Source organism: Escherichia sp. E.sYA108, from assembly GCF_011754335.1.
GTDB lineage: Bacteria > Pseudomonadota > Gammaproteobacteria > Enterobacterales > Enterobacteriaceae > Escherichia > Escherichia coli.
In genome coordinates, this window is the sequence record NZ_JAAQVZ010000001.1 from 5,101,146 (window position 1) to 5,114,066 (window position 12,921).

Consider the following 12,921-nt stretch of genomic DNA (forward strand, 5'->3'; position numbering starts at 1 on the left):
CAATTTATCCTCTGTCCATTTCACGATGAAAAAAATGTAGTTTTTTCAAGGTGAAGCGGTTTAAATTCGTTCTCAAATTACAGTCAGGACGCGTATGTTGAATAATGCTATGAGCGTAGTGATCCTTGCCGCAGGCAAAGGCACGCGCATGTATTCCGATCTTCCGAAAGTGCTGCATACCCTTGCCGGGAAAGCGATGGTTCAGCATGTCATTGATGCTGCGAATGAATTAGGCGCAGCGCACGTTCACCTTGTGTATGGTCACGGCGGCGATCTGCTTAAGCAGGCGCTGAAAGACGACAACCTGAACTGGGTGCTTCAGGCAGAACAGCTGGGTACGGGTCATGCGATGCAGCAGGCCGCACCTTTCTTTGCCGATGATGAAGACATTTTAATGCTCTACGGCGACGTGCCGCTGATCTCTGTCGAAACACTCCAGCGTCTGCGTGATGCTAAACCGCAGGGTGGCATTGGTCTGCTGACGGTAAAACTGGATGATCCGACCGGTTATGGACGTATCACCCGTGAAAACGGCAAAGTTACCGGCATTGTTGAGCACAAAGATGCCACCGACGAGCAGCGTCAGATTCAGGAGATCAACACCGGCATTCTGATTGCCAACGGCGCAGATATGAAACGCTGGCTGGCGAAGCTGACCAACAATAATGCTCAGGGCGAATACTACATCACCGACATTATTGCGCTGGCGTATCAGGAAGGACGTGAAATCGTCGCCGTTCATCCGCAACGTTTAAGCGAAGTAGAAGGCGTGAATAACCGCCTGCAACTCTCCCGACTGGAGCGCGTTTACCAGTCCGAACAGGCTGAAAAACTGCTGTTAGCAGGCGTTATGCTGCGCGATCCGGCGCGTTTTGATCTGCGCGGTACGCTTACTCACGGGCGCGATGTTGAAATTGATACTAACGTTATCATCGAGGGCAACGTGACTCTCGGTCATCGCGTGAAAATCGGCGCCGGTTGCGTGATTAAAAACAGCGTGATTGGCGATGATTGCGAAATTAGCCCGTATACCGTCGTGGAAGATGCGAATCTGGCAGCGGCCTGTACTATTGGCCCGTTTGCCCGTCTGCGTCCTGGTGCTGAGTTGCTGGAAGGTGCACACGTCGGTAACTTCGTTGAGATGAAAAAAGCGCGTCTGGGTAAAGGCTCGAAAGCTGGTCATCTGACTTACCTGGGCGATGCGGAAATTGGCGATAACGTTAACATCGGCGCGGGAACCATTACCTGCAACTACGATGGTGCGAATAAATTTAAGACTATTATCGGCGACGATGTGTTTGTCGGTTCCGACACTCAACTGGTGGCCCCGGTAACAGTAGGCAAAGGCGCGACCATTGCTGCGGGTACAACCGTGACGCGTAATGTCGGCGAAAATGCCCTGGCTATCAGCCGTGTGCCGCAGACTCAAAAAGAAGGCTGGCGTCGTCCGATAAAGAAAAAGTAATTCTGGCCGGGTAATCCGGTCATATGGGATGAGGAGATAACATAATCTCCCGCCCACAAGCAGTAACTATAAAAATAACCCCACTCTCTACAAGGCTCGGGGCGCCCGAAAAACGGGCATACAGGTTGACCGACAACGATATAAATCGGAATCAAAAACTATGTGTGGAATTGTTGGCGCGATCGCGCAACGTGATGTAGCAGAAATCCTTCTTGAAGGTTTACGTCGTCTGGAATACCGCGGATATGATTCTGCCGGTCTGGCCGTTGTTGATGCAGAAGGTCATATGACCCGCCTGCGTCGCCTCGGTAAAGTACAGATGCTGGCTCAGGCAGCGGAAGAACATCCTCTGCATGGCGGCACCGGTATTGCTCACACTCGCTGGGCGACCCATGGTGAACCTTCAGAAGCTAACGCGCATCCGCATGTTTCTGAACACATTGTGGTGGTGCATAACGGCATCATCGAAAACCATGAACCGCTGCGTGAAGCGTTAAAAGCACGTGGCTATACCTTCGTTTCTGAAACCGACACCGAAGTGATTGCACATTTGGTGAACTGGGAGCTGAAACAAGGCGGTACTCTGCGTGAGGCAGTTCTGCGTGCTATCCCGCAACTGCGTGGTGCGTACGGTACAGTGATCATGGACTCCCGTCATCCGGATACCCTGCTGGCGGCACGTTCTGGTAGTCCGCTGGTGATTGGCCTGGGTATGGGCGAAAACTTTATCGCTTCTGACCAGCTGGCGCTGTTGCCAGTGACTCGTCGTTTTATCTTCCTTGAAGAGGGCGATATTGCGGAAATCACTCGCCGTTCGGTAAACATCTTCGATAAAACTGGCGCGGAAGTAAAACGTCAGGATATCGAATCCAATCTGCAATATGACGCGGGCGATAAAGGTATTTACCGCCACTACATGCAGAAAGAGATCTACGAACAGCCGAACGCGATCAAAAACACCCTTACCGGGCGCATCAGCCACGGTCAGGTTGATTTAAGCGAGCTGGGACCGAACGCCGATGAACTGCTGTCGAAGGTTGAGCATATTCAGATCCTCGCCTGTGGTACTTCTTATAACTCCGGTATGGTTTCCCGCTACTGGTTTGAATCGCTGGCAGGTATTCCGTGCGACGTCGAAATCGCCTCTGAATTCCGCTATCGCAAATCTGCCGTGCGTCGTAACAGCCTGATGATCACCTTGTCACAGTCTGGCGAAACCGCGGATACCCTGGCGGGCCTGCGTCTGTCGAAAGAGCTGGGTTACCTTGGTTCGCTGGCAATCTGTAACGTTCCGGGTTCTTCTCTGGTGCGCGAATCCGATCTGGCGCTGATGACCAACGCCGGTACGGAAATTGGCGTGGCCTCCACCAAAGCATTCACCACCCAGTTAACTGTGCTGTTGATGCTGGTGGCGAAACTGTCTCGCCTGAAAGGTCTGGATGCCTCCATTGAACATGACATCGTGCATGGTCTGCAGGCGCTGCCGAGCCGTATTGAGCAGATGCTGTCTCAGGACAAACGCATTGAAGCGCTGGCAGAAGATTTCTCTGACAAACATCACGCGCTGTTCCTGGGCCGTGGCGATCAGTACCCAATCGCGCTGGAAGGTGCATTGAAGCTGAAAGAGATCTCTTACATTCACGCTGAAGCCTACGCTGCTGGCGAACTGAAACACGGTCCGCTGGCGCTGATAGATGCCGATATGCCGGTTATCGTCGTTGCACCGAACAACGAATTGCTGGAAAAACTGAAATCCAACATTGAAGAAGTTCGCGCGCGTGGCGGTCAGTTGTATGTCTTCGCCGATCAGGATGCTGGTTTTGTGGGGAGCGATAACATGCACATCATCGAGATGCCGCATGTGGAAGAGGTGATTGCACCAATCTTCTACACCGTTCCGCTGCAACTACTGGCTTACCACGTTGCGCTGATCAAAGGCACCGACGTTGACCAGCCGCGTAACCTGGCAAAATCGGTAACGGTTGAGTAATAAATGGATGCCCTGCGTAAGCGGGGCATTTTTCTTCCTGTTATGTTTTTAATCAAACATCCTGCCAACTCCATGTGACAAACCGTCATCTTCGGCTACTTTTTCTCTGTCACAGAATGAAAATTTTTCTGTCATCTCTTCGTTATTAATATTTGTAATTAACTGAATATCAACGCTTATTTAAATCAGACTGAAGACATTCTCTCTCTGTCATAAAACTGTCATAAACCTTACATATAACTGTCACCTGTTTGTCCTATTTTGCTTCTCGTAGCCAACAAACAATGCTTTATGAATCCTCCCAGGAGACATTATGAAAGTTATGCGTACCACCGTCGCAACTGTTGTCGCCGCGACCTTATCGATGAGCGCTTTCTCTGTGTTTGCAGAAGCAAGCCTGACAGGTGCAGGTGCAACCTTCCCTGCGCCGGTGTATGCCAAATGGGCTGACACTTACCAGAAAGAAACCGGTAATAAAGTTAACTACCAGGGTATCGGTTCTTCTGGTGGTGTAAAACAGATCATCGCCAATACCGTTGATTTTGGTGCTTCTGACGCGCCGCTGTCTGACGAAAAACTGGCTCAGGAAGGCCTGTTCCAGTTCCCGACCGTGATTGGCGGCGTGGTGCTGGCGGTTAATATTCCAGGTCTGAAGTCTGGCGAACTGGTGCTGGATGGTAAAACCCTCGGCGACATCTACCTGGGCAAAATCAAGAAGTGGGATGATGAAGCCATCGCCAAACTGAATCCGGGTCTGAAACTGCCTTCACAGAACATTGCTGTAGTACGCCGCGCAGATGGCTCCGGGACTTCCTTCGTCTTCACCAGCTACCTGGCGAAAGTGAACGAAGAGTGGAAAAACAACGTTGGTACTGGCTCTACCGTAAAATGGCCGATCGGTCTGGGCGGTAAAGGTAACGACGGTATCGCCGCGTTCGTTCAGCGTCTGCCGGGTGCAGTTGGTTACGTTGAATATGCTTACGCGAAGCAGAACAACCTGGCGTACACCAAACTGATCTCCGCTGATGGCAAACCGGTGAGTCCGACCGAAGAAAACTTCGCTAATGCAGCAAAAGGCGCAGACTGGAGCAAAACATTCGCTCAGGATCTGACCAACCAGAAAGGCGAAGATGCATGGCCTATTACCTCTACCACGTTCATTCTGATCCATAAAGATCAGAAGAAACCAGAACAAGGCACTGAAGTGCTGAAGTTCTTCGACTGGGCATACAAAACCGGGGCTAAACAGGCGAACGACCTGGATTATGCCAGCCTGCCGGATAGCGTAGTTGAACAGGTTCGCGCTGCGTGGAAGACCAATATTAAAGACAGTAGCGGCAAGCCGCTGTACTAATAAAACTCCAGGCCGGGTACGGTGTTTTACGCCGCATCCGGCATTACAAAATGACTTTGTAAACGCGTTTAACTGAAGAGTAACTTATGGCTGCAACCAAGCCTGCTTTTAACCCACCGGGTAAAAAGGGCGACATAATTTTCAGCGTGCTGGTAAAACTGGCGGCGCTGATTGTGCTATTGATGTTGGGTGGCATTATTGTCTCTCTGATCATCTCCTCCTGGCCGAGCATTCAGAAATTTGGTCTGGCTTTCCTGTGGACCAAAGAGTGGGATGCGCCGAACGATATCTACGGGGCGCTGGTGCCGATCTACGGTACGCTGGTGACCTCGTTTATCGCGCTGCTGATCGCCGTCCCGGTGAGTTTTGGTATCGCCCTGTTCCTGACCGAGCTTGCGCCTGGCTGGCTGAAACGCCCGCTGGGTATCGCCATTGAGCTGCTGGCTGCCATTCCAAGTATCGTTTACGGCATGTGGGGCTTGTTTATCTTCGCCCCGCTGTTCGCCGTTTACTTCCAGGAGCCGGTCGGCAATATCATGTCGAATATCCCGATTGTCGGCGCGCTGTTCTCCGGCCCGGCCTTTGGTATCGGTATCCTCGCGGCAGGCGTGATCCTCGCCATCATGATTATTCCGTACATTGCAGCGGTAATGCGCGATGTATTCGAACAAACCCCGGTGATGATGAAAGAGTCGGCCTACGGTATTGGCTGCACCACCTGGGAAGTTATCTGGCGTATCGTTCTTCCGTTCACCAAAAATGGGGTTATCGGCGGCATTATGTTGGGGCTGGGGCGCGCGCTCGGTGAAACCATGGCGGTGACCTTTATCATCGGTAACACCTACCAACTCGACAGCGCCTCGCTGTATATGCCGGGCAACAGTATCACCTCTGCGCTGGCCAACGAATTTGCGGAAGCAGAGTCGGGTCTGCACGTTGCTGCACTGATGGAACTGGGCCTGATCCTGTTTGTGATTACCTTCATCGTCCTCGCCGCATCGAAGTTTATGATTATGCGCCTGGCTAAGAATGAGGGGGCACGCTAATGGCTATGGTTGAAATGCAAACCACTGCGGCGCTGGCTGAATCCCGCCGTAAAATGCAGGCGCGTCGCCGCCTTAAGAACCGTATTGCGCTGACGCTCTCGATGGCGACGATGGCCTTCGGTCTGTTCTGGCTGATCTGGATTTTAATGTCCACCATCACTCGCGGTATCGATGGTATGTCGCTGGCGCTGTTCACCGAAATGACGCCGCCGCCAAATACGGAAGGCGGTGGTCTGGCGAACGCCCTGGCGGGTAGCGGCCTGTTAATTTTGTGGGCCACGGTATTCGGTACGCCGCTGGGCATTATGGCGGGGATTTATCTGGCTGAATATGGTCGTAAATCCTGGCTGGCAGAAGTGATTCGCTTCATTAACGACATTTTGCTCTCCGCACCGTCGATTGTGGTTGGTCTTTTTGTTTACACCATCGTGGTGGCGCAGATGGAGCACTTCTCCGGCTGGGCGGGCGTGATTGCGCTGGCGCTGTTGCAGGTGCCGATTGTTATCCGCACCACCGAGAACATGCTGAAACTGGTGCCGGACAGCCTGCGTGAAGCGGCTTATGCGCTGGGTACGCCGAAGTGGAAGATGATCGCCGCGATCACGCTGAAAGCGTCGGTGTCCGGGATCATGACCGGTATCCTGCTGGCGATTGCCCGTATTGCTGGTGAAACCGCACCGCTGCTGTTTACTGCGCTCTCCAACCAGTTCTGGAGCACGGACATGATGCAGCCGATCGCTAACCTGCCGGTGACGATCTTTAAGTTTGCGATGAGCCCGTTTGCGGAATGGCAGCAACTGGCCTGGGCCGGGGTGTTGATCATTACCCTGTGCGTACTGCTGCTGAACATTCTGGCGCGCGTTGTTTTTGCGAAGAATAAACACGGTTAACACTTTGCTGGATGCGGCGTAAACGCCTTATCCGGCCTACGGTAAGCCTGATTCGCGAAGTGCATCAGGCACGATGAGGAAAAGATTGCAATGAGTATGGTTGAAACTGCCCCGAGTAAAATTCAGGTTCGTAATTTGAACTTCTACTACGGCAAATTCCATGCCCTGAAAAACATCAACCTGGATATCGCCAAAAACCAGGTTACGGCGTTTATCGGGCCGTCCGGCTGCGGTAAATCGACGCTGCTGCGTACCTTCAACAAAATGTTTGAACTGTACCCGGAACAGCGTGCGGAAGGTGAAATTCTGCTTGATGGCGACAACATCCTGACCAACTCTCAGGATATCGCCCTGCTGCGTGCGAAAGTGGGCATGGTGTTCCAGAAACCGACGCCGTTCCCAATGTCCATCTACGACAACATCGCTTTTGGCGTGCGTCTGTTTGAGAAGCTCTCCCGTGCTGACATGGACGAGCGCGTGCAGTGGGCATTGACCAAAGCCGCATTGTGGAACGAAACCAAAGATAAATTGCACCAGAGCGGTTACTCTCTCTCTGGTGGTCAGCAACAGCGTCTGTGCATTGCGCGTGGTATCGCCATTCGCCCGGAAGTGCTGCTGCTCGACGAACCGTGTTCGGCACTCGACCCTATCTCTACCGGGCGTATTGAAGAGCTGATCACCGAACTGAAGCAGGATTACACCGTGGTGATCGTCACCCACAACATGCAGCAGGCTGCGCGTTGTTCCGACCACACGGCGTTTATGTACCTGGGCGAATTGATTGAGTTCAGCAACACGGACGATCTGTTCACCAAGCCAGCGAAGAAACAAACAGAAGACTACATCACCGGTCGTTACGGTTGATTCAGGAGTGCGTTATGGACAGTCTCAATCTTAATAAACATATTTCCGGCCAGTTCAACGCCGAACTGGAAAGCATCCGCACGCAGGTGATGACCATGGGCGGCATGGTGGAGCAGCAGCTTTCTGATGCAATCACCGCGATGCATAACCAGGACAGCGATCTGGCGAAGCGCGTCATCGAAGGCGACAAGAACGTCAACATGATGGAAGTGGCGATCGATGAAGCCTGCGTGCGCATTATCGCCAAACGTCAGCCGACGGCGAGCGACCTGCGTCTGGTTATGGTGATCAGTAAAACCATTGCCGAGCTGGAGCGTATTGGCGACGTGGCGGACAAAATCTGCCGTACTGCACTGGAGAAATTCTCCCAGCAGCATCAGCCATTGCTGGTAAGTCTGGAGTCGCTGGGCCGTCATACCATCCAAATGCTGCACGACGTGCTGGACGCGTTCGCGCGGATGGACATTGACGAAGCGGTACGTATTTATCGTGAAGATAAAAAAGTCGATCAGGAGTACGAAGGTATTGTTCGTCAACTGATGACCTACATGATGGAAGATTCGCGTACCATTCCGAGCGTACTTACCGCGTTATTCTGTGCGCGTTCTATCGAACGTATTGGCGACCGCTGCCAGAATATTTGTGAGTTTATCTTCTACTACGTGAAGGGGCAGGATTTCCGTCACGTCGGTGGTGACGAGCTCGATAAACTGCTGGCAGAAAAAGATAGCGATAAATAATTCACCAAGTAAATCCCAATAATTTAATTATTGGGATTTGTTATATATAACTTTATAAAATCCTAAAATTACACAAAATTAATAACTGCGAGCATGGTCATACTTTTATAAATAGAGCATTGCTATTTTTTCTGCACGCAACTAAATTAATTTTCGAACCTGGATGTTCGTTATAAAAACCATTAATTAATGACTGGATTGTTACTGCATTCGCAGGCAAAACCTGACATAACCAGAGAATACTGGTGAAGTCGGGTTTTTTTGTTTATAAAAAAGGTCCTTGCTATGAACATGCAAATCACCAAAATTCTCAACAATAATGTTGTGGTGGTTATTGATGATCAACAGCGGGAAAAAGTCGTCATGGGGCGCGGAATTGGCTTTCAAAAACGCCCAGGCGAAAGAATTAACTCAAGTGGAATAGAAAAAGAGTATGCCTTGAGCAGTCATGAACTGAACGGGCGATTAAGCGAACTCTTAAGTCATATGCCTCTTGAGGTGATGGCAACCTGTGATCGTATTATCTCTCTGGCGCAGGAGCGTCTGGGAAAGTTGCAGGACAGTATTTATATCTCGCTAACTGACCATTGCCAGTTTGCGATTAAACGCTTTCAGCAAAACGTGCTACTGCCCAACCCGCTGCTGTGGGATATCCAGCGACTTTACCCGAAAGAGTTCCAGCTAGGGGAAGAAGCGTTAACCATTATTGATAAACGGTTGGGCGTGCAGTTACCGAAAGATGAAGTGGGCTTTATTGCCATGCATCTGGTCAGTGCCCAAATGAGCGGAAATATGGAGGATGTTGCAGGTGTCACGCAATTAATGCGAGAAATGCTGCAATTAATAAAATTTCAGTTCAGCCTTAATTACCAGGAAGAAAGCTTGAGTTATCAGCGACTGGTTACGCATCTGAAATTTTTATCCTGGCGTATTATTGAACATGCATCGATTAACGATAGTGATGAATCATTACAACAAGCAGTAAAGCAAAATTACCCGCAAGCATGGCAATGTGCGGAGCGGATCGCCATTTTTATTGGTTTGCAGTATCAACGTAAAATCTCACCTGCAGAGATTATGTTTTTAGCCATAAATATAGAGCGCGTGCGCAAAGAACACTGAAATATTATTACTGAATAAAGGATTGTTACCGCACTAAGCGGGCAAAACCTGAAAAAAATTGCTTGATTCACGTCAGGCCGTTTTTTTCAGGTTTTTTTTTGGAGTTTTGCCGCAAAGCGGTAGAGGGCAAGTTATGACGGAGTTAGCCAGAACAATAGTCGCAGGAGTCGGGGGCGCAGATAACATTGTGAGTCTGATGCATTGTGCAACGCGATTACGTTTTAAGTTAAAGGATGAAAGCAAAGCGCAAGCTGAGGTACTGAAAAAGACCCCCGGTATTATTATGGTGGTGGAAAGCGGTGGCCAGTTTCAGGTTGTCATAGGTAACCATGTGGCCGATGTCTTCCTGGCGGTTAACAGCGTGGCAGGCCTTGGCGAAAAAGCGCAACAGGCACCGGAAAATGATGATAAAGGTAATCTGTTAAACCGCTTTGTTTATGTTATTTCAGGTATTTTTACGCCTCTGATCGGTTTGATGGCGGCAACCGGGATCCTGAAAGGTATGTTGGCTCTGGCACTCACTTTTCAGTGGACGACCGAACAAAGTGGTACTTATTTAATTTTATTTAGCGCCAGTGATGCCTTGTTTTGGTTCTTCCCGATAATCCTGGGCTACACCGCAGGGAAACGCTTCAGCGGCAATCCATTTACTGCCATGGTGATTGGCGGAGCGTTAGTGCATCCATTAATTCTGACTGCCTTCGAGAACGGGCAAAAAGTGGATGCGCTGGGCCTGGATTTCCTGGGTATTCCGGTCACATTGTTGAATTACTCGTCATCGGTTATTCCCATTATTTTTTCTGCCTGGTTGTGCAGCATTCTGGAACGCCGACTTAATGCATGGTTACCTTCGGCAATCAAAAATTTCTTCACACCCTTGCTATGTCTGATGGTCATCACGCCCATCACATTTCTGCTGGTGGGGCCGCTATCAACCTGGATAAGTGAACTGATTGCTGCCGGTTATCTCTGGCTTTATCAGGCGGTTCCTGCATTTGCAGGCGCGGTAATGGGCGGCTTCTGGCAAATCTTTGTGATGTTCGGTCTGCATTGGGGTTTGATACCTTTAATTATCAATAACTTCACCGTGCTGGGCTACGACACCATGATCCCGCTGTTAATGCCCGCCATTATGGCGCAAGTCGGGGCGGCGCTCGGCGTCTTCCTCTGCGAACGCGATGCACAGAAAAAAGTGGTGGCGGGATCAGCGGCGTTGACAGGTTTGTTTGGTATCACCGAACCAGCGGTATATGGCGTCAATCTGCCGCGTAAGTACCCCTTCGTTATCGCCTGCATAAGTGGGGCATTGGGGGCCACCATCATTGGCTACGCGCAAACGAAAGTTTACTCCTTTGGTTTGCCAGGTATTTTCACCTTCATGCAAACCATCCCGTCAACGGGGATTGATTTCACCGTATGGGCCAGCGTTATTGGTGGTGTCATTGCCATCGGTTGCGCATTTGTCGGTACGGTAATGCTTCATTTCATCACCGCTAAACGTCAGTCAGCGCAAGTTGCCCAGCAAGAGAAAACACCAGAGGTTATTACACCTGAGCAGGGCGGTATCTGTTCACCGATGACGGGAGAGATTGTGCCGCTCATTCACGTCGCTGATACCACGTTTGCCAGCGGCCTGTTGGGTAAAGGTATTGCCATTATGCCCTCGGTTGGTGAAGTGCGTTCTCCGGTGGCAGGTCGAATTGCTTCGTTGTTCGCCACATTACACGCCATTGGCATTGAGTCAGATGATGGTGTGGAGATCCTGATTCATGTCGGTATCGATACCGTAAAACTGGACGGCAAATTCTTTTCCGCTCACGTCAACGTGGGTGACAAGGTCAATACAGGCGATCGGCTGATTTCTTTTGATATCCCTGCTATTCGCGAGGCCGGATTTGATCTGACGACGCCGGTATTAATCAGTAATAGCGATGATTTTACGGACGTATTACCCCACGGCACGGCGCAGATAAACGCTGGTGAGCCGCTGTTATCCATCATTCGCTAACGATAAAAGGAGTTAATTATGAAAGCATTTCCAGAAACATTTCTTTGGGGTGGTGCAACAGCTGCCAATCAGGTGGAAGGCGCCTGGCAGGAAGATGGCAAAGGGATCACGACCTCAGATTTACAGCCTCATGGCGTAATGGGAAAAATGGAACCGCGCATCCTGGGGAAAGAGAATATCAAAGATGTCGCCATCGATTTTTATCACCGTTACCCGGAAGATATCGCGTTATTTGCCGAGATGGGCTTCACCTGTCTGCGTATTTCCATTGCCTGGGCGCGAATTTTTCCTCAGGGCGATGAAGCCGAACCGAATGAAGCGGGGTTAGCGTTTTACGAGCGGCTGTTTGATGAAATGGCGCAGGCGGGGATCAAGCCGCTGGTAACGTTATCCCATTACGAAATGCCATATGGGCTGGTGAAAAACTACGGCGGTTGGGCTAATCGGGCGGTCATCGATCACTTCGAGCATTACGCACGCACGGTCTTTACCCGCTACCAACATAAAGTTGCGTTATGGCTGACATTTAATGAAATCAACATGTCATTACACGCGCCATTCACGGGCGTGGGGCTGGCAGAAGAGAGTGGCGAGGCGGAAGTTTATCAGGCGATCCATCATCAACTGGTTGCCAGTGCGCGGGCAGTTAAAGCCTGTCATAGCCTGATCCCCGAAGCGAAAATTGGCAATATGCTTCTCGGTGGGCTGGTTTACCCCCTCACCTGCCAGCCACAGGATATGTTGCAGGCCATGGAAGAGAACCGGCGCTGGATGTTCTTTGGTGATGTTCAGGCGCGTGGTCAGTATCCCGGCTATATGCAGCGTTTCTTCCGCGACCACAATATCACCATTGAGATGACTGAAAGTGACGCAGAAGATTTAAAACATACCGTAGATTTCATCTCTTTTAGTTATTACATGACCGGTTGTGTTTCCCACGACGAAAGCATTAATAAAAATGCGCAGGGCAACATACTGAATATGATCCCCAATCCGCATCTGAAAAGTTCAGAGTGGGGGTGGCAAATTGATCCGGTTGGATTACGGGTTCTGTTAAATAAACTTTGGGATCGTTATCAAAAACCGTTATTTATTGTCGAGAACGGATTAGGCGCAAAAGACAGCGTTGAAGCGGATGGTTCGATACAGGACGATTATCGAATTGCCTATTTAAACGATCACCTGGTACAGGTAAATGAAGCGATTGCCGATGGTGTGGATATTATGGGGTACACCAGTTGGGGGCCAATTGATTTAGTCAGTGCATCTCATTCACAAATGTCTAAGCGCTACGGCTTTATTTATGTGGATCGTGATGATAATGGTGAAGGAAGCCTCACAAGAACGCGCAAGAAAAGCTTCGGATGGTATGCAGAAGTGATCAAAACTCGGGGGCTATCATTAAAAAAATAACCAATAAAGCACCTTAAATATCGTCGCAT

Annotated in this window: 10 protein-coding genes; all 10 read left to right on the plus strand. The window is 50.3% G+C overall.

The genetic code is table 11. The features are described from left to right. The first annotated feature begins 94 nt into the window (after positions 1-94). The gene (gene glmU, locus HBM92_RS24365; RefSeq protein WP_000933729.1) at positions 95-1,465 is read left to right on the plus strand and encodes a bifunctional UDP-N-acetylglucosamine diphosphorylase/glucosamine-1-phosphate N-acetyltransferase GlmU; all 1,371 of its coding nucleotides are present in this window, start codon (positions 95-97) and stop codon (positions 1,463-1,465) included. 160 nt (positions 1,466-1,625) lie between these two features. After that, positions 1,626-3,455 carry a glutamine--fructose-6-phosphate transaminase (isomerizing) gene (gene glmS / locus HBM92_RS24370; RefSeq protein ID WP_000334050.1) on the plus strand — a complete coding sequence of 610 codons (1,830 nt, stop codon included), beginning with the start codon at positions 1,626-1,628 and terminating at the stop codon, positions 3,453-3,455. A 313-nt stretch (positions 3,456-3,768) separates the two neighbouring features. Beyond that, the gene (pstS, locus tag HBM92_RS24375; protein ID WP_000867157.1) at positions 3,769-4,809 is read left to right on the plus strand and encodes a phosphate ABC transporter substrate-binding protein PstS; all 1,041 of its coding nucleotides are present in this window, start codon (positions 3,769-3,771) and stop codon (positions 4,807-4,809) included. An 86-nt stretch (positions 4,810-4,895) separates the two neighbouring features. Continuing rightward, positions 4,896-5,855, plus strand: coding sequence for a phosphate ABC transporter permease PstC (gene pstC / locus HBM92_RS24380; RefSeq protein WP_000741620.1), 960 nt, complete (start codon positions 4,896-4,898; stop codon positions 5,853-5,855). Beyond that, the gene (gene pstA / locus HBM92_RS24385) at positions 5,855-6,745 is read left to right on the plus strand and encodes a phosphate ABC transporter permease PstA (RefSeq protein WP_001251985.1); all 891 of its coding nucleotides are present in this window, start codon (positions 5,855-5,857) and stop codon (positions 6,743-6,745) included. The genes pstC and pstA overlap by 1 nt, the downstream gene beginning before the upstream one ends. Positions 6,746-6,835: 90 nt before the next feature. Further along, positions 6,836-7,609, plus strand: coding sequence for a phosphate ABC transporter ATP-binding protein PstB (gene pstB, locus HBM92_RS24390; protein WP_000063125.1), 774 nt, complete (start codon positions 6,836-6,838; stop codon positions 7,607-7,609). 14 nt (positions 7,610-7,623) lie between these two features. After that, positions 7,624-8,349, plus strand: a complete 726-nt coding sequence (gene phoU / locus HBM92_RS24395; RefSeq protein WP_000377784.1) for a phosphate signaling complex protein PhoU — start codon at positions 7,624-7,626, stop codon at positions 8,347-8,349. Between the two features lie 285 nt (positions 8,350-8,634). Further along, the gene (gene bglG, locus HBM92_RS24400) at positions 8,635-9,471 is read left to right on the plus strand and encodes a transcriptional antiterminator BglG (RefSeq protein ID WP_001305013.1); all 837 of its coding nucleotides are present in this window, start codon (positions 8,635-8,637) and stop codon (positions 9,469-9,471) included. 133 nt (positions 9,472-9,604) lie between these two features. Continuing rightward, positions 9,605-11,479: a PTS beta-glucoside transporter subunit IIABC gene (gene bglF / locus HBM92_RS24405; RefSeq protein ID WP_000137326.1), complete on the plus strand. Its 1,875-nt coding sequence runs from the start codon at positions 9,605-9,607 to the stop codon at positions 11,477-11,479. Between the two features lie 18 nt (positions 11,480-11,497). Then, positions 11,498-12,892 carry a 6-phospho-beta-glucosidase BglB gene (gene bglB / locus HBM92_RS24410; protein ID WP_000643258.1) on the plus strand — a complete coding sequence of 465 codons (1,395 nt, stop codon included), beginning with the start codon at positions 11,498-11,500 and terminating at the stop codon, positions 12,890-12,892. The last annotated feature ends 29 nt before the right edge of the window (positions 12,893-12,921 follow it).